General features: G+C 60.8%; 8 protein-coding genes. 4 read left to right on the plus strand and 4 right to left on the minus strand.

Translation table 11 applies throughout. From position 1 onward, the window contains the following. Positions 1 to 107: 107 nt before the first annotated feature. Complete coding sequence (locus tag BMH52_RS27350; RefSeq protein WP_003188124.1) at positions 108 to 1,121, plus strand: AI-2E family transporter; 1,014 nt, start codon at positions 108 to 110, stop codon at positions 1,119 to 1,121. A gap of 136 nt (positions 1,122 to 1,257) precedes the next feature. Here the strand turns inward: BMH52_RS27350 and BMH52_RS27355 are convergent, their stop codons facing one another. Beyond that, a complete protein-coding gene (locus tag BMH52_RS27355) occupies positions 1,258 to 2,526 on the minus strand; it encodes an Hsp70 family protein (protein ID WP_072434891.1) in 1,269 nt (422 codons plus the stop codon). Positions 2,527 to 2,694: 168 nt separating this feature from the next. Here BMH52_RS27355 and BMH52_RS27360 point away from each other — a divergent pair, with 168 nt between their 5' ends. The 3 genes from BMH52_RS27360 (at position 2,695) to BMH52_RS27370 (ending at position 16,053) form a co-directional block, all read left to right on the plus strand. Continuing rightward, positions 2,695 to 9,630, plus strand: a complete 6,936-nt coding sequence (locus tag BMH52_RS27360; protein WP_073845638.1) for a dermonecrotic toxin domain-containing protein — start codon at positions 2,695 to 2,697, stop codon at positions 9,628 to 9,630. Between the two features lie 229 nt (positions 9,631 to 9,859). Further along, entirely contained in the window at positions 9,860 to 10,798 is a 939-nt protein-coding gene (locus BMH52_RS27365; protein WP_014716703.1) for a DnaJ C-terminal domain-containing protein, read from the plus strand. Between the two features lie 83 nt (positions 10,799 to 10,881). Further along, positions 10,882 to 16,053 carry a dermonecrotic toxin domain-containing protein gene (locus BMH52_RS27370; RefSeq protein ID WP_073845640.1) on the plus strand — a complete coding sequence of 1,724 codons (5,172 nt, stop codon included), beginning with the start codon at positions 10,882 to 10,884 and terminating at the stop codon, positions 16,051 to 16,053. On the opposite strand, the gene ureC is transcribed toward BMH52_RS27370, so the two are convergent. The 3 genes from ureC to BMH52_RS27390 all read right to left on the minus strand — a co-directional run bounded on the left by ureC (position 16,050) and on the right by BMH52_RS27390 (position 18,753). Beyond that, entirely contained in the window at positions 16,050 to 17,750 is a 1,701-nt protein-coding gene (ureC, locus tag BMH52_RS27375) for an urease subunit alpha (RefSeq protein WP_073845642.1), read from the minus strand. The genes BMH52_RS27370 and ureC overlap by 4 nt on opposite strands. Positions 17,751 to 17,917: 167 nt before the next feature. Continuing rightward, a complete protein-coding gene (locus BMH52_RS27385) occupies positions 17,918 to 18,223 on the minus strand; it encodes an urease subunit beta (protein ID WP_003188134.1) in 306 nt (101 codons plus the stop codon). Beyond that, a complete protein-coding gene (locus BMH52_RS27390; protein WP_020301611.1) occupies positions 18,220 to 18,753 on the minus strand; it encodes a GNAT family N-acetyltransferase in 534 nt (177 codons plus the stop codon). Before BMH52_RS27390 ends, BMH52_RS27385 begins: the two co-directional genes overlap by 4 nt. Positions 18,754 to 18,756: the final 3 nt, after the last annotated feature.

An 18,756-nucleotide genomic window follows, 5' to 3' on the forward strand; every position in this document is an offset into this window, starting at 1 on the left:
AACGTGAACGATCACACGGGCGCCCTGACTAAACGAGGCGCCCTTTCGTTTTTCGCGAGCAAGCTCGCTCCTACAACATCCTTCAACGCCGTTTGTTTTGAGGCTGTATGCCAACGTTTTCTCAGCGTCATGTGTTGTTGCTGTCCAGCTACATCATCATTTTCGGCGGGTTGCTGCTGGTACTGCCGCTGAAATTGCTACCCAGCCTGCTGGCCGGCCTGTTGGTCTATGAACTGGTCAACATGCTCACCCCTCAACTGCAACGCCTGATCGAAGGCCGGCGCGCGCGCTGGCTGGCGGTGGCCTTGCTGGGCACCTTGATCGTCAGCGTGTTGGCCTTGATCTTCGCCGGCGCCATCAGCTTCCTGCTCCACGAAGCGGAAAACCCCGGGGCTTCCCTGGACAAATTCATGGGCGTGGTCGACCGCGCGCGCGGGCAATTGCCGCCGTCCATCGATGCTTACCTGCCCGCCAGCGCCGCGGAGTTTCGCGTGGCCATCGGTGATTGGCTAAGCAAGCACCTGAGCGAACTGCAACTGGTTGGCAAAGACGCCGCCCACATGTTCGTCACCTTGCTGATCGGCATGGTGCTGGGTGCGATCATCGCCTTGCAGCGCGTGCCCGACTTGACCAAGCGCAAACCCCTGGCCGCCGCGCTGTTCGACCGCCTGCACCTGTTGGTCCAGGCGTTTCGCAACATCGTCTTCGCCCAGATCAAGATCGCCGCGCTCAACACCGCCTTCACCGCGGTGTTCCTGGCAGTGGTGCTGCCGTTGTGTGGCATTCACCTGCCGTTGACCAAGACCCTGATCGTGCTGACCTTCCTGCTCGGTCTGCTGCCTGTGATCGGCAACCTGATCTCCAACACCCTGATCACCATCGTGGCGCTGTCGCTGTCGATCTGGGTGGCGGTGGCGGCGCTGGGGTATTTGATCGTGATCCACAAGGTCGAGTACTTCCTCAACGCGCGAATCGTCGGCGGGCAGATCAGTGCCAAGTCATGGGAGTTGTTGTTGGCGATGCTGGTGTTTGAGGCAGCGTTCGGCCTGCCGGGGGTGGTGGCGGGGCCGATTTACTATGCCTATCTGAAGAGCGAGCTGAAGCTGGGTGGGATGGTTTAAAGACAGGTTCGGTGCCTGAACTGGCCTCTTCGCGAGCAAGCCCGCTCCCACATTCGGCTGCATTCCAAAGATGGAACGTGGTCAAGTGTGGGAGCGGGCTTGCTCGCGAAGGGCCCGCCACGGTTTCAGCTAAAACTCAGCTGCCGTAACGCTTGCTCGCCTCAATCGCCAAACCACTGCCAATGCTGCCGAAGATATTACCTTCCACATGCCGCGCATTTGGCAGCATTGCCGAGATGCTGTGGCGCAGCGCCGGAATGCCGCTGGAACCACCGGTAAAGAACACCGTATCCACCTGGGCCACGCTCACCGAGGCGTCATTGAGCAACTGCGTGACACTGCCGCGCACGCGTTCGAGCAGGTTGTCGATCGACGATTCGAACAGTGCGCGACTCAGGTCGACGCTCAAGCCCGCTTCGATACGGTCCAACGGCACATGGCGGCTGTCTGCCTGGGTCAGATGGATCTTGGTTTCCTCCACCTCCATCGCGAGCCAGTGCCCAGCACGCTGTTCGATCAGCTTGAACAGGCGGTCGATGCCGCCGGTGTCTTCGATGTCGTAGCGCATGCTGCCCAGGGCCAGCTGGGATTTTTGCGAGTACACCGAGTTGATGGTGTGCCAGGTCGCCAGGTTCATGTGGTGGCTGGTGGGCATGTAGGCGCCGCTCTTCATGCGGCTGCCGTAGCCGAACAGCGGCATCATGCCAGCCAGCGAGAGTTGTTTGTCGAAGTCGGTGCCGCCGATGTGCACGCCGCCGGTGGCGAGGATGTCGCTCTGGCGGTTGTCGTTGTGACGACGATCCGGCGACAGGCGCACCAGGGAGAAGTCGGAGGTACCACCGCCGATATCGACGATCAACACCAGCTCTTCTTTCTCGATGGTGGACTCGTAGTCGAACGCCGCTGCAATCGGTTCGTACTGGAACGAGATGTCCTTGAAGCCGATCTTGCGCGCCACATCCACCAGGGTGTTTTCCGCTTCCTGGTCGGCCATCGGGTCGTCATCGACGAAGAATACCGGGCGGCCCAGTACCACTTCTTCAAATTCACGACCGGCGTTGGCTTCGGCGCGGCTCTTGAGCTGGCCGATAAACAGTGCCAGCAGGTCGGTGAAGGGCATGGCAGTGCCGAGCACGCTGGTGTCGTGCTTGATCAGCTTGGAACCCAGCAGGCTCTTGAGCGAGCGCATCAGGCGGCCTTCGTAGTTCTCCAGGTATTCGTGCAGCGCCAGGCGACCGTACACCGGGCGGCGTTCCTCGAAGTTGAAGAAGACCACTGACGGCAAGGTGATTTTTCCGTCCTCCAGCGCGATCAGCGTCTCCTCGCCGGGGCGGATCCAGCCGACGGTGGAGTTGGACGTGCCGAAGTCGATGCCACAGGCACGGGCTGGAGATTCGTTTTTCATGTCTAACAGGTTCCGGTCAAAAAACGGCCGCGCAGTGTATGTCACTCGGGCCCGGATGCGTAGACCGGCGATCCGTAATTCAGCGTGCATTCGCGCTACATAGCTACGCCTCGGACCGACAGGGGCTTGGTTAGGCTGCGGTTTTACTGCCCTCACGGACGAACCGCTATGCCTGATGCAACATTCAATGCCGACCTGCGCGGCGTGCATTACGACTTTCTCAAACAACGCGTGCCGAACTGGTTCATGGAAGGCACGCCGCAACGCCAGGAAGAACTTGGCAAACACGAGATGGATATTCCTGCCTGGTACCTGGCCGCCACCCACACGGACAAAACCACCCTGGCGGCACAGCATTCGCGCTTTCGTGAAACGCTTAATTCGATTGAGGAACACCTGGGCCAGATCGAAGACGTCCTGACATTCGCCGAGCAACCGCTGAAAGATGCGATCAAAAACGAGTTCAATCTGGAGCTGGATGTACGCAATGTGTTCTTCGTGCGCAAGTATGGCTCCAAAGGCGCTCGCGATGACTTCTACGGTGCCTTTGTTTTCGAACAACAAAACGATTCGTCGCTGAACTATACATACCGCGGCATTTCATTGCTGGAAGCCGCCCTGGCCAATTTCGAGGCCGATGAAGAACAGCCCTGCGCGTGCACCGATTGCCAACTGATCACCACCTTCAACCCGCAAAACCCCAACATCATTGCGACCTTCGCGGCGGTCAATGCCCAAGCTGTAGCAATCGCCCCCCACGCGTTCGCCAAGCTCTGCCGCACTCTGGACCTGGGCGCGCTTTACCAGGCGCATATCAAGGCGGTGGTTGAACCTGCAGACGCCAGCGGGCGCCAGGCACTGCAGCAGCTACTCGAGGAGCACCAGCGCCAGCAGCTTGCAGTGTGCATCGAGATTGCCAGGCTGCAGTTGAACGGAGCGCTGAGTGCCGATGCCTATAGAATGCTCAAGCAGGTGGTGACCGGTTCTGATATCCCCAGGCTTGGTGGGAAACCGGTGACTTATGCCGCACTTAAAGTATTCGATAGCGTGTTGGTAGGGCCGCTGTTGATCGGGCCCGATCGTCAAAATACGAGCCGCTCCGAGCCGCTGGTGGTGTACATCCCCGGTGACCCCCAGCAGCCCGTCAAGGAATATGCGTCAAGTAGCGAGTTCATGGCTGACTTGCGCACACGCCTGCACAGCGCATCGTATCGACGCTTTTTCAGCCGCTTTGTGCCAGTGCGCGACCAAGGCGGTTTTTTCGCCCGGTTCAATCGGTTGTACCAGCCTGCCAACAACGGAAATGGCGGGGCAGACTATCCGCTGCGCACACCGTTGGCGCGGTTGCCGATGCAAGACTGGGTCGTTGCCGGTGACCTGTGGCAGCGCATTCGCCAAGCACATATCAGCAAGATTTTGAGTGATGCACGTGCCGTGGCCGTGCCCACTGAAGATGAAGACCGCAAGGCTCGGCTCGAACGTTTGGAGCGCTTTTTCGACGCGGCTGTCAGCGTGTTCAACCTGGCCGCTTTTGTAGTGCCGGGGCTGGGGCCGATCATGCTCGCGGTGGGTGCTTCGCAAATGTGCTACGAAGTGTTCGAGGGCATTGAGGCCTACGAACAGGGCGAGCCGCGCCAGATGTGGGCGCATTTCGCTTCCGTGGCGCTGAACGTTGCCTTCATCGCCGCCGGTTCCAAGGTGTTGCCTGCCGTCAAATGGCAGAGTGCGGTGGATCATCTCAAACCGGTGACGCTGCCAACAGGCAAGCAGGTGCTGTGGAACCCTGATCTTGCGCCCTATGCATCGCCACTCAAACCCGCGCCCGAGGCCAAGCCCGATGCGTTGGGCCTGTACGAGCACGAAGGCCAACAGTTGGTGCCGTTCGACGACTCCCATTATCAGGTCAAGCAAGACCCACACACAGGTCAATACCGCATCCAGCATCCGAGCCGTCCCAATGCCTATGCACCGGAACTGGAGCACAACCATAACGGGGTCTGGAGCCATGAACTGGAGCAACCGCTGACGTGGGACGAGCCCACGCTGCACAAGCGCCTGGGCATCGCCGGACAGTCCGAACCGCTACGTATCAGCGGCGTCGAGACCGATGCGTTGCGCCAGACCATGGTCGATCATGAGCCGCTGCCGCTCTTGCTGGACGACACCATCAAGCGCCTCGAACTGCACCGGCAACTCAGCACCTTTGTCGAGCAAATCAAAAGCAGCGACCCGCTGGTGTACCAGAAAGCCGATCCTGTGCTGCAATTTGACATGCTCCAGCGCCGCGGTTTGCTGCCCGATAACGTACCGCTCAAAGTCATTGGCCCCACCGGCGACGTGCTGTGGGAAACCGCCGATGCGCCGACTTCAGTGCGCAAGCGTGTAATAGTGCTGACCGAAAGCACTGTGGCTCAGGGCCGCTTGCTCAGGGAGTTGCTGTACACCTTGCAGGGGGTCGACCCGCAGCTCAAGGAGTTTCCGGGTAGCCCCGATCAATCCCTGGACGTTCGCTGCGGCCAACTGCGCCAGTACCTCGGCGATGCCGTGCAGAGCCTCAAGGGTCCGTTGCTGGAAGAACGCTACCGAGCGCTGAACCCCGCACCCGATGCGGATGTGCAACGGGTGCTGGACGCATTCCCGGCCTTGCCGACCCTGGCGGCCGAGCGGTTGTTGCAAGGGGCTACGGCAAACGAACTGGAGGCCTTGCGCAGCAGCGGTCGCTTGCCTGAGCGATTGGCCGAGCAGGCGAAATGGTGTGCCCAGCAAACCCGTGTGGCGCGTGCCTACGAGGGCCTGCACCTTGACACTCAGACCGGACTCGACAGTCATCGCTTGGCCTTGCGCACCCTGGAAACGTTGCCAGGATGGCACCGAGGTTCGCGGCTGGAGTTACGCCAGTATTCCCCAGAGGGCACGGTGCTCGATGCCATCGGCTCACCCGATTTTCCGCACAAGCGAACCTTGGTGCTGCTCGAGAGCGGCGAATTCCAGGCTTCCATGCCCGGCGATTTCTACAGTGCCATCTGGGAGCAACTGGCGCTCGACGAGCGTCAGCGCCTGGACCTGGGCAGCGCCGCTGAGCTCAAGCAGGCGATTCAGCACAGCCCTTTACCACGCGAGGCGCTGCTCACGGTGTTGGAGGAGAATCCACAGCGCAAACCGGACTATGACCCGATGGTACGTCTGTTGGGTGGCGGGCCGGGGTTTCGTCTGTTCAGGAAAATTGGCAACGCGTTGCGCACGGACAGAGGGCGCGTACGGCAGTTGTTTCCCAGCTTCAACGAGGAGCAAATCACCGCGTTTATCCAATCCTTGGGTGATGACGTGACTGGGGGACTAGCGCGGCGGGAGGAAGAGTTTCGGGCACTGAAAAAAACCTTGAAGGTGTGGTGGCGCGCCCAAGGGCCGCAAGCCATGAATGCCTACAGCGTTCAGACAGAGCTGGTCAATCAAGTCGTGCGCTGCTGGCGGCGGGAAACCGGGGCGTTACTGAAGCTGCATTACGGCAGGGGGGAACGGTTTGATTTGCCGCCAGTGAGTGCAGATTTCAGTCATGTGCAACACCTTGAGCTGTCCGACATCAGTTGGTCGAGCAACGCGGGCAAGTTTCTCGACAACTTCAGGCATCTGGAGGGTTTGAAGATCTTTAATGGCGACGTTGCCGAATTTCCGCCTGTGATCGGGGAAATGAAAAATCTGACTTCGTTGAGCATCACCTTCAGCGGGCTTCGATTGATACCGCACAGTGCGCACTTGTTAAGCCGGCTCAGCGCGCTTGAAAACCTGGACCTGACGCATAACCCGTTAGGTACATTGCCCGACTTCAGTGGTATGCCAAACCTCACGGAGTTGAACTTGCGCGGTACGCAGATTGACCAGTGGCCTTCTGGATTAACCAGCCTGACCGGATTGAAGCGTGTCGACCTGTCGAATAACCGACTGCAGGAGGTCCCTGCGCAACACTTGACGCCGCCGGCGGATCAGCTCGAAGCGGTCGTGCGCACGAATAACGTCACCATTGTGCATGGCAACCCCTTTGCGGCCGACTATTGGCAGAAGTTCGACCAGTATTGGAAGAACCTGACGCAAAACCATCCGCGCCTCCTGCGAGGCGCCCTTGATGACGCCTTTGATAGCGGAAATCCAAGGCTTCGGGTCATGCAGAAAATATACCCGAACAACAGCGTGCAGTTTTCCAGGGGGATGATTTGGGCGTTGGGCGAGGCCGCCGAGGCAGAGCTGGCGTCGCGTGAGCAAGCATTTGACACGCTGCTGCGTCAGTTGGAGGGCTGGCGGTTCTCCGGCGGCGGTGAGCGCCAGCGCTATGTGCGGGTTGGGCAACGTTCCACCGAGGTGGCGGCACTGAGTGATCGCGCAACGGCCCAGCAACGTATCTTGAGTTGCTGGCGCAGGGAAACCCCGCAGCAACTCACCCACGCGGGTGACCCCTTCGGTCTGGAGCTGGACCTCAGTGGCCTGAACCTGCCGAGCCTGCCTGATCTGGATGCGGATTTCAGCCATGTCGGTTCACTCAAATTGAGCAACATGAACCTCAATACGTCGCCTGAAGGTTTTCTCTCTGGCTTTCGAGGCGTGCGCTGGCTGGACCTGTCGAGTAACCGGTTGCGCGAATTGCCACCGGCGCTGGGGCAGATGCAGGGCTTGACCCGGCTGTCCCTGCAAAACAACCGGATACGCCTGACCCCCGATTCTGCAGCGACGCTGTCGTCACGCACCACGCTCAGGGCGTTGCTGCTCAATTCAAACCCACTGGGTATCACGCCGGATTTCAGTCAAATGTCGGATCTGCGTTCATTGGGCATGGGGGCAACCGGCATTGATAGCTGGCCGACGGGCTTGGGTGGCCAACCAAGCCTGGATGCGGTGTACCTCAGAGCTAACAATATTTCCACATTGCCCGATTCGCTGATAGCCCCGCCGGACGAGCAACTGGCACAGACCCTGCGCGTCACCCGTGTGACCGATCTGGATTTGAACCCGTTGTCGGTCGAGACGCGACAACGCATAGTCGCTTACGGCAACCGGCTAAGTGCGGGAGAACGAGCCACTAACAGGCTGGTCGCCAGCGTCATGCGGGTGGCTGATCGTCCTGTGGTGTTGGCTGCCACTGATGCTCCGTTCCGGCGCTGGTCCATCGGGTTCTCCACGCAACAGGTTGCGCAGCGCAGACTTCAATGGGCCGCCCTGCAGGCCCTGCCCGGTGCGCAAGGTTTCTTCGAAGTGCTGCGTGACCTGGAAGTCGCACCAGCAGGCCATGCAGACTTGCAGCGGCGCGTGTGGGAGGTGATCGATGGCATCACGCAAAACAGCGCCGAGTCCGAGCAGTTGCGCAAGGAAATGTTTGAATGGGCGGGCCGGGCGGCCTGTTGTGATCGTGCGGCCCTGACCTTCAGCAACCTTGAGATCCTGCTGATGACCCACAACGCCAGGACCCTCGCACTGGACGCGTCCCAGGGAGCGGCGCTGCTGAAACTGTCCAGGGGGCTGTTGCGCCTGGAGGAGCTGGAGAAGATCGCACTGCAAGATATCGACCGGCGTAGAACTGCGATCCGCAAGCGCGACGACTTGACCCCCGCTCAGCGCGAGGTGGAGTTCAGCCGCTTGGAAGAGGTGGAGATTCGGCTGGCGTATCGTCATGGCCTGAAGGATCGCCTTGAGTTGCCGGGCCAGCCGCAACAGCCACGGTTCGCTCGTCTGGGTAATGTCTCCTTGGAGATGCTTAATGATGCCTATCAGCGAGTCATCAGCCTGGATAACTCCGCACAGGAGTTTCAAGCCGTGCTTTCAAGGGACTTCTGGAAAGATTATGTGGCGAACAAATACCGCGCACGGTTTGAAGTACAGAACGAGCCCCACCACGAAAAAATGGATACGTTGCGGCGTGATTTCGAGGCTGGGACATTATCGCGCGCAGCCTACGATGCCAAGGCCGAGGAGTTGCAGGCACAGTTTGCGATTGAAGAAGCGCAGTTGATTGAAACCTTGACCCGCGATGAAGTGGCGCAGGCGCTGGTACCCACGGCAACTCTCGAAGCGCTGGGGGAAAGCACCTCCGTGAACCTGCAACTTTCCCAGGCGCAAGCCATTGAATTCAATGGCAAGCAATATTTTGTCGCGAGCATGCCCGATGCGGGCGACGGTGAGCACTACGTGCTGTGGGTACAGGCGGTGGACAATCCGTTGCTGTTGACCAGCAGCGGCGTAATTGCCAAGCCTGATGTCAGCGGGGTATGGAAGCGTCGGGGTCTGGTGGGCGGGATGGCGCCGCAAGGTTCGGACGATGAGTTTGTGGAGGCCTCGGAGTCCATGCCGGTGCGGCCATACACGGCGGGCGAACTCAGCTATATGCGCCGTGAAATCCATTTCACGGCCAATCCCAATCCGGCCGGCAGCTACATCCGTGCCAACAACGGCAAGTATCCGCTGAGGGATTATCAGGGACGGCCTATTCGAATCAGGTCTCTGGAGAAGCAGGTGATCCAGGACTCGGGCGCCCACTACACCTCGGCGCAGATCAAGCCTTACATCCAGTTCGAGGGATATGAACAGGTCGGCGCGCGCTATGAAGCGCAACTGCAACTGCGCACGTTCACCGAACAAGACGTGAAAGTGCCGGGCGAGAAAGCGTTGATCGGCCAGTCGATGGTGGTGGCCAACCGCCGAATCGCCAAAGGCGAAATCGTCGGTGTGTACGGCGGTACCGTGCTGCCGTTCGGTATCTTCGGGCCTGGCGAACAGACCTATACCATGAAGGTGGGCAGCCAGATGGTTGCCCACGGGAACACGCTGGTGGAAGAACCGATTCACATATCGGGGGACAACATCCTGTCGCGAATCAACACCCACTTTGAGTACGACGCCAACGGCACACCCCTGCGCCAGGCGTTGGGAGGCTACAACGTTGAGACCGTGGCTTTCGACGTCGAGGCCGACATGTGGCTGGGCGTGGGGCCTGACGCGCAGATCAAGCGCAAGCCATTTTTACTCAATGCCATTTTCGCTACCGAAGATATCGCCGCTGGCACCGAGTTGCGTTTGGACTACCAGTACACCGAAGACATGATAAGAGGCCGATTTGCCTGATTCTTGCGTTGCGGGTAACGCGTCTGTCGTCGTAAATAGACGCGTCCTATCTTGAAAGTCCATGTTTTGCCCCAATCTTGTGGGCATATCCAGGCGGTACACCGCGTTTGCATTGATGCCGTGTATCGCCGCTTAACTTAGACGCGCCCTGACATCAATTCCCAGGCTGCCAGCCATGGCGTGCCGTGTGGCGGGCTGCGCGATATCGATAACGGATGGTGATGCCCCCATGGATTTCAAAGACTACTACAAGATTCTCGGTGTCGAGCCAACGGCTGACGACAAGGAGATCAAGTCGGCTTATCGCAAGCTGGCGCGTAAATATCACCCGGACGTGAGCAAGGAAAAGGATGCCGAAGCCAAGTTCAAGGACGCGTCCGAAGCCTATGAAGCGCTGAAAAGCGCCGACAAGCGCGCCGAGTACGACGAGCTGCGTAAATACGGCCAGCATGGTCAGCCGTTCCAGGGCCCGCCTGGCTGGCAGAGCCGTGGCGGCTTTGGCGGTGGCCAGGATGCGGGCGATTTCTCGGACTTCTTCAGTTCGATCTTCGGCTCGCGCGGTGATGCCTTCGGTGGCGGCCAGCGCCGTCCTGCCGGGCGCAAGGGCCAGGATGTGGAGATGCAGTTGACGGTGTCGCTGGAAGAAACCCTGTCGACCGAGTCCAAGCAGATCAGCTTCCAGGTGCCCCAGTACGATGCCTCCGGCCGGCACGTCAGCAATACCGTCAAGAGCCTGAACGTGAAGATCCCGGCCGGTGTGGCCGATGGCGAGCGCATCCGCCTCAAGGCCCAGGGTGCGCCTGGCATTGGTGGCGGGGCCAATGGCGACTTGTACCTGATCATCAAGTTTGCACCACACGCCAAGTTCGAGGTGGACGGTGAAAACCTGATCATCAACCTACCGCTGGCGCCGTGGGAGTTGGCGCTGGGCACGGAAGTGGCCGTGCCGACCCTCACCGGCAAGATCAACCTCAAGGTGCCTGCCGGTAGCCAGAACGGCCAGCGTATGCGTGCCAAGGGCCATGGTTTGCTGAACAAGGCCGGGCAACGCGGCTATCTGTTCATCCAGCTCAAGGCCGTCATGCCCAAGGCGGCGGATGATGAGGTCAAGGCATTGTGGGAGGCCCTGGCGCAAAAGGCTGCGTTCAATCCGCGCGAGCAGTTCTGAACGGGTCATTGATTTAGTTAGCGCCAGCCGCAAAAACGGCGTGCCTAGGATGACAACCTCTTCCAAGAAAAGGTTGTCATCCCATGCCGGACCTTCAAGTCACCGACCCCGCCACCCCGCCTCCTGGTGAGCAGGGCCAGCATTACGAACTGATCAAGCAGGCGATCCCCACTTGCCTGGTCAACAGTTCGCCCTCCCGTCGCAAGGCCCTCAAGGACACGCCGCCGGCTATTCCCCGCTGGTATGACGCCGCTTCCCAGGCACGCAAAGATCAGCTCAAAGTGCTGCTGGACGCCCGTTGCGAGTCGCTCAACGAACTGGAGAAAACTTTCAGTCACATACGCTCGGAGCAAGCGTTTGCCCAACCCTTGCTGGAAGCCGAGCTAAAGGCTATCGGCCACGAGCTGGACGTCAATCAAACCTGGTTGCGCCTGTATGTACCGGTCGAAGATGCCTTTGGCGTGAAGACCGGTGGCTTCAGGGTCAAAACGTTCTCCCTGCTGCACGCTGCCCTCGGCAACTTTGAGCAACGGGAGACTCGAGAGGGCTATTTCAACAGCGCCTCAGGTTTCATTACCCAACCGGACGTGCGCGATCATTTCGAGCGCCACACCACGACCCTGAAGATTCATGCGTTCACCCAGCTGTGCCGAGACCTGGACCTGGGCAAGCAGTACCAGGCTCACCTCAAGGCACAGTTGAAACCTGACGACGCCAAATCCCAAGCCGAACTGCGCGAACGTTACGTCCGGCATCAGAAAGCCGCCTTCAAGGCGGCGGCGTACCTGGCGTTGCTCAAAGGCGACATTGGCGACAGCGACCACGCGCTGCTGATGCGGGTGGCGGCCGGGGAAAAACATATTCTCAGCGACGGTAAGCCCATCGGGTATCGCAGCCTGAGCCTGATGAACCTGCATGTGCACGATTGCCTGGTCATCGACACTTGCGCCAAGCCTGGCTACACCTGCTGGGTCATCGTCTATATTCCCGATGACCCCGACCATCCCATCAAGCGTTATGAAAGCTTCAATGACTTTCGCAATGATTTGACCGAGCGCCTGAGCGCGAAAACCACCCAGCAAGCTGACCGCTCCCAAGGCTGGAAGGCTACGCCGAACCAGCATTTTTTTGCCCGGTTCGTTGCCGACAAAGACCGCGCCTACTACTACAAACGACTGACCGAACTGGTGCTGGACGCACCTCCCCAGCCGTTTGGTGCACAGGCCTTGCGATCGGAGTGGGGGCGCTTGCTGACTTCTCCGTCCTTTGCCACGCCTTCGGCACTGGGCGAACCCCAGCCCTACGTGCGCGTGCATGCCACTGCCCCTGAATTCAACATTCGCGCCCACACCCTGACGGACCTATGGCAAGTTGCAGACCTGTGGACCTATCGCCTGGGCAGCCTGCGTACGCGGCTGTTCGAGAACGCCCGGCATCGTGCGGTGAGCACCGCCGATGTCGATGAGGCCTCGCGTTCACTGCGCGCTGCGCATTACCTGAGTATCGGCCTGTTCGGCCTGAACCTGGTGGCCATGGCGGTGCCGCCGCTGGGTGTGGTGATGGCTGTGGCGATGGCCGGGCAACTACTTTACGAAGTCATCGACGGTGTTATCGAGCTGAGCGAAGGCGACCGCGAAGCGGGCTGGGCGCACATCACCGACGTGGTGGAAAACCTGGCGGCGCTGGCGGTACAGGCAGCCGTGGTGCACTTCACCGTGTCGCCGTTTATCGAGCAGCTCAAGGCCGTTACCCTGCCCAGTGGCAAGACTCGGCTCTGGAAACCCGACTTGTCGGCCTATGAGCACACCGCGTCCCTCCCTTCAGTGGCGGCGGATGAGCAAGGCCTGCACCGGCACAACGGCCAGACCGTGCTGCCGTTGGAGGGCAAACGCTATGCCGTGCAACAAGACCCGCTGACCGAGCAATATCGCATCCTGCACCCTACACGTGCCGAGGCCTATCAACCGATATTGAAGAGCAACGGCACTGGCCTCTGGAACCATGAAGTGGAACGCCCGCACACCTGGGAAGGCGCCACGTTGATGCGGCGATTGGGCCCGGTGACGGAGGGCTTCAGCGATGCCGAGTTGGAGCAGGCGCGCAGCGTGGCGGCTGTGAGTGAGGACGTGCTGCGCCGCGTGCATGTGGAAGGCGAGCCGGTACCGGCGATCCTGCTCGACACCCTGCGCCAGTTCAGGGCGTATCGCGATGCGGTGAACGTCGCCGAGGGCATTCGCCAGGGCTCGCTCAGCAGCGCACTGTGCAGCTATGCCGCATCCCTGGCGGTGGAGTTGCGGGGATGGCCAGCGAGCAAGGCGATCGAGGCATTTACCGGCACCGAGTTGAGCGGACCGTCGATCAAATACGGTAATCAGCAGGCCGCGGCGGCGGACACCGTGCAGGTCCACCGCGCCGATTTGATGAGCGGCCAGTTGCCCATACGCATTATCGAAGCGCTCAGCGAACCTCAGCGAGATGCTCTGGTGGGCAGTTACACCGCCCGCACACCCGAGGCGAGAACCGAGGCCCTGAGATTGAAACTCGAACAAAGGGCCATCGAGGTGCGCGAGCGGTTGATGAAGAGTATCTACGTCGAGCAGCAGCCACCCTCCGACACCGCGATTATGCTGATCCAGCGCGACTTCAGTGGCGTGCCGACGATTTTGGCGCGCGAAGTGCTGGCGGACGCGACGCCGAGCGAGCGCGACACGATGAACCGCGCCAAGCGCATTCCCCTGCGGCTCGCTGAAAAGGCGCGCCGGGCGCAGCAGCAAATGCGCCTGACCCTCGCGTATGAAGGCTTGTACCTCGACGCGTTGGCCGGTCCAGACACCGAAACCCTGGCCCTCCACACACTGCCGGCACTGCCCGGCTGGTCGGACAATTTGCGCCTGGAAGTTCGCGAAGGCCGGTTTGAAGGCCCAGTGCGCGCCAGCTTCGGCCCCCTGGAGGCGAGTAGTCGCAAGGTGTTGGCACGCATGGAGGATGGGCGTTACCAAGCCTTCGATGAGCGCGGCCAGCACCTGCATGGGCTCAATGGTTTCTATGGTGCTTTGCAGCATGCGTTGACCGATGCCCATCGCAACGCGATTGGCGTGCCCCACGTCGGCCAGGGTGAGCAATTGAAGGGGTTGATCAAGCAGCATGCAATAGGCCGAGTACCGTTGCGCAAAGCCTTGGGCATGTCGCCGGAAAAACTGCCTTTTTTTCGACCGCCCAGCGTGTTGCCGGGTGAGCGTCGCGGCTATCCATTGAGCGGGCGGGGTGGCACTGAGTGGGAAAAAATCACGCGCGAGCGGATCCGCAGCCTGTACCCGCAAATCACCCGGGACGAAATGCTCGCCCTGATCAACGAGCGCGGCGCGCTGGATCTGAGCTGGCTGCGTGCGTTGGAGCAAGAGTACAAGACCCTGCAGGCCGCCTTGCACAACTGGTTGAGCACACCGCCCCGGGGCATGGAGGCGTTCGGTGACCAGCAACGCCAGGTGCTGAGGGCCAGGCGCAAGATTTATACGGCGCTGGATGACGCCTGGAGAAAGGTCGGCCCACGGCACTACGATCGAAATGGGCGCCTTTTGGGGCAGAAAATCGAATGGTTGGAAGACGACCTGGCGCAGCAGCTCAGAACCTTGCCCGCACTGACTGCAAACTTCGACCATGTCAGCTACTTGGGCATTGTGGGAACCGAAGGCTCGCAGCTGACGGATGCAGATGTGCAGCCACTGCTCGCCAACTTTCGCGGTCTGCGTCGATTAGGGATCGAGGCTGCTCAACTGACAAGCGTGCCGTCAGCCATCGAACAGATGCCGCATTTGCAGCGGTTGCATTTGGGCGGCAACGATATTGTCCTGACGCCTGAAGACGTCCTGCGCTTGAAAGATCGGGTGCGTCTCAAGGAGTTGTTTTTGGACATGAACCCACTCGGCTTGCCACCCGATGTTGGGCGCATGCCGCGCTTACAGACCTTGCTGCTCAATGACACAAGCCTGGAGGAGTGGCCTGCCAGTGTGTTCCGTGTGCCCAGGCCGGAAAATTTCATTCTGGATATGCGGCAGAACCCGATAGCGCGGATTCCCGAGTTCGCGCCGGGCTCGGATAAGGCACTGATTGTGGCGAAAACCTTCCTCACCCGTGAAGAGCTGACGCCTGAACTGCTTGCTCAATTCAAGCGGTACATCGAGGCCGCTGGCCGCGATCCGGATCGCCAATTGCCGAAAAGGGGGGCGCTCGACAGCGAGCAGTGGAAAACCGGTTATTCGGCGCAGGAATGGCCCTCCAGGCAAGTGTTATGGGACATGCTTGAAGGCTCGTTTGGCTCTGAGGGCTTTTTCAATCTTCTTCGTGCCGTCAGGCACTCCGGGGACTCGACAGGCAGGGGCGGCGTATGGTTGCCGGAATTGACCGCCAAAGTCTGGCGCATGCTTGAGGCGATGGGCGAAGACGCCGAATTACGCGAGCACTTGTTCCTGATGGCCCGGGACCCAGCGGCCTGCGTGGACGCCGGGGCGCAGTTGTTCAATTCGATGGGCGTTGCCGTGCTGCATTGGTCAGCCTACTTCAGCGAGGATGTCGACGCCGTGCGCAGGGCCGTGTTCAACCTAGCCAGGAGGAAATGGCGCCTTGATGAGCTGGGGCGTATTGCCCATGCTCGCGTCGCCGAGTTGCAGGAGCAGGGCGCCAGGTTTCCCGAGTATGATGCCCAGGGCCTGCGCATTGAGCATTACGATGGCGCCGGTAATGTGATCGCCGATATCGACGAAGTCGAAATCTATCTGGCGTATACGGTGCCGCTGGCCACCCGGCTGGACTTGCCCTGGCAATCCAGAAGCATGATGTTTCGCGAGGACTATGTCACGGCGCCGATGGTGGAGGCGGCATTCCAGCGCGTACAGCTGCAGGATCAGGGCGCGCAGTTGCGTGACAATCTGCTGGAGCAGCCGATGTGGACTGACTTCCTGCAGCGTGCGCATCAAACTGATTACGCGCTGATTGCCGAAAAATTCGACGCCCTGATCGACTATGAGGCCGCGCAGGCACAATGGGCCGCCGCTGCCCACCTCCCCGAGAGAGCGAGGCAGGCCCTGCGTCAAACCATCAGCCAGACAGCCCGGCGCCTGGGCCGATCGGCTTCGGAAAGTGAACCGGGGCAACTGATGCCCCAGCAAGACTACGATGACACCTTTGGCCGCATCAATGCCGAGCTGATCACCTTGAACCAGACACTGACCGATCAAGCGATCAGCGCCATCCTCTAGAACAGGAAGTACCGCTGGGCCATCGGTAACACCTCGGCCGGTTCGCACCACAGCAACTGACCGTCAGCCTTGACCTGATAGGTTTGCGGGTCAACCTCGATATCCGGCAGGTAATCGTTGTGGATCAGGTCGGTTTTCTGCACATCGCGGCAACCCTTGACCACCGCGATCTGCTTCTTCAGGCCCAGGGCCTCGGGCAGTCCGGCCGCCTGCGCGGCCTGGCTGATAAACGTCAGGCTGGTGGCGTGCAGGGAGCTGCCGAAGCTGGCGAACATGGGTCGGTAATGCACCGGCTGCGGCGTCGGGATCGAGGCGTTGGCGTCGCCCATCAGGCTCGAAGCAATGGCGCCGCCCTTGAGGATCAGCGTGGGCTTGATGCCGAAAAAAGCCGGGCGCCACAGCACCAGGTCGGCCCATTTGCCGACTTCGATGGAGCCGACGATATGGCTGATGCCGTGGGTGATCGCCGGGTTGATGGTGTATTTGGCGATGTAGCGCTTGGCGCGGAAATTGTCGTTGCCGGGGCCGTCGCCGGGCAGCGGGCCGCGCTGTTTTTTCATCTTGTCGGCGGTCTGCCAGGTGCGCGTGATCACTTCGCCGACACGGCCCATGGCCTGGCTGTCGGAACTAATCATCGAGAACGCGCCGAGGTCGTGCAGGATGTCTTCGGCGGCGATGGTTTCGCGGCGGATGCGGCTTTCTGCGAAGGCCACGTCTTCGGCAATGCTCGGGTCCAGGTGGTGACACACCATCAACATGTCCAGGTGTTCGTCGATGGTGTTACGCGTGAACGGCCGCGTCGGGTTGGTGGAGCTGGGCAGCACATTGGGGAAACCGCAGGCCTTGATGATGTCCGGTGCATGGCCGCCACCGGCACCTTCGGTGTGGTACGTGTGGATGGTGCGGCCCTTGAGCGCGGCGAGGGTGGTTTCGACAAAGCCCGACTCATTGAGGGTGTCGCTGTGGATCGCCACCTGCACGTCGTAGGCATCGGCGACGCTCAGGCAGTTGTCGATGCTCGCCGGCGTGGTGCCCCAGTCTTCGTGCAGCTTCAAGCCGATCGCACCGGCCTTGACCTGCTCGATCAGCGGCTCGGGCAAACTGGCGTTGCCCTTGCCGGTAAAGCCAATGTTCATCGGGAACGAATCGCTGGCCTGCAGCATCCGCGCAAGGTGCCACGGGCCGGAGGTGCAGGTGGTGGCGTTGGTGCCGGTAGCCGGCCCCGTGCCGCCGCCGATCATGGTGGTGACGCCGCTGGTCAGGGCCTCTTCGATCTGCTGCGGGCAGATGAAGTGCACATGGGAGTCGATGCCGCCCGCCGTGAGGATCATGCCTTCCCCGGCGATCACTTCGGTGCTGGCGCCGATGGCCATGGTCACACCGGGCTGGATGTCCGGGTTGCCAGCCTTGCCGATAGCGTGGATGCGGCCGTTCTTGAGGCCCACGTCAGCCTTGACGATGCCCCAGTGGTCGATGATCAGCGCGTTGGTGATCAGCGTGTCGACCACTTCATGGGCGAGCAACTGGCTCTGGCCCTGGCCGTCACGGATCACCTTGCCGCCGCCGAATTTGACCTCTTCGCCGTAGACGGTGAAGTCCTGTTCCACTTCGACGAACAGTTCGGTGTCGGCCAGGCGCACCTTGTCACCGACGGTGGGGCCGTACATGTCGGCGTAGGCTTGTCTAGATATCTTCATGGGTGTGTCCTCGATCGTTCCCACGCTCTGCGTGGGAATGCATCCTGTGACGCTCTGCGTCACGACGTAAAGAGCGGACGCAGAGCGTCCCTGGCGGCGTTCCCACGCGGAGCGTGGGAACGCTCTATGCATTTCAACGTGGGAGCTGGCTTGCCTGCGATGAGGCCCTAAAGGTCGCCCATGACTCGCCCTGCAAACCCAAATACCCGCCGCCCACCACCCAAATCCACCAACTCCACCTCCCGACGCTGCCCCGGCTCAAACCGCACCGCCGTGCCCGCCGGAATATTCAGGCGCATGCCACGGCTGGCCGCTCGGTCGAATTCCAGCGCGTCATTGGTCTCGAAAAAGTGGTAATGCGAGCCCACCTGGATCGGCCGGTCGCCGCTGTTGGCCACGCCGAGGGTGAGGGTGCGGCGGCCGACATTCAGTTCGATCTCGCCAGGCTGGATCTGATATTCACCAGGAATCATGCAGGTTGCCCCAGGGTCTTGAAGTAGATGGCGGTCGGGCTGTAGCGCCCGTCCGGGCTTTGGCAATAGTCGGGCAGCTCACCGATTTTGGTGTAGCGCAGCGACTGGTAAAAGGCTTCGGCGCCGGAGCCGGCCTCGGTGTCCAGGTACAGCAGGCCACGCTTGTGCTGGCGCGCGGCGAGTTCCAGGGTATTCATCAATTGCTGGCCCAGGCCATGGCGACGGGCGCTGCTGTGCACCAGCAACTTTTGCACCTCGGCGCGGTTCAGACCGTTGGCTTTCTGGCACAACGCCAATTGCACGCTGGCGATCACCTGCTCGTCGCGCACCACCACCCACAGCAGCAGGCTGGTGTCCTCGACACCGGCTTGCACGCCGCTCAGGTAGTCCCGGGCCTGGGCCTCATCGAAGTCGGCCATGAAGCCCACCGACGCGCCGTGCTGCACCGCGTCCAGCAACAGCTCGATCAAGCCCCGGCGGTAGTGGGCAAAACTTTCCGCATTGACTCGACGCAGTTGTGCAGCGCTCATCGA

This window comes from Pseudomonas sp. BTN1 (assembly GCF_001907715.1).
In the GTDB taxonomy this organism is placed as follows: Bacteria; Pseudomonadota; Gammaproteobacteria; order Pseudomonadales; family Pseudomonadaceae; genus Aquipseudomonas; species Aquipseudomonas paracarnis.

What these genes read in the sequence shown, in the direction of transcription:
- BMH52_RS27350 (WP_003188124.1), top strand. Translation starts at nt 108, where the DNA reads ATGCCAACGTTTTCTCAGCGTCATGTGTTGTTGCTGTCCAGCTACATC.
- BMH52_RS27355 (WP_072434891.1), bottom strand. Translation starts at nt 2,526, where the DNA reads ATGAAAAACGAATCTCCAGCCCGTGCCTGTGGCATCGACTTCGGCACG.
- BMH52_RS27360 (WP_073845638.1), top strand. Translation starts at nt 2,695, where the DNA reads ATGCCTGATGCAACATTCAATGCCGACCTGCGCGGCGTGCATTACGAC.
- BMH52_RS27365 (WP_014716703.1), top strand. Translation starts at nt 9,860, where the DNA reads ATGGATTTCAAAGACTACTACAAGATTCTCGGTGTCGAGCCAACGGCT.
- BMH52_RS27370 (WP_073845640.1), top strand. Translation starts at nt 10,882, where the DNA reads ATGCCGGACCTTCAAGTCACCGACCCCGCCACCCCGCCTCCTGGTGAG.
- ureC (WP_073845642.1), bottom strand. Translation starts at nt 17,750, where the DNA reads ATGAAGATATCTAGACAAGCCTACGCCGACATGTACGGCCCCACCGTC.
- BMH52_RS27385 (WP_003188134.1), bottom strand. Translation starts at nt 18,223, where the DNA reads ATGATTCCTGGTGAATATCAGATCCAGCCTGGCGAGATCGAACTGAAT.
- BMH52_RS27390 (WP_020301611.1), bottom strand. Translation starts at nt 18,753, where the DNA reads ATGAGCGCTGCACAACTGCGTCGAGTCAATGCGGAAAGTTTTGCCCAC.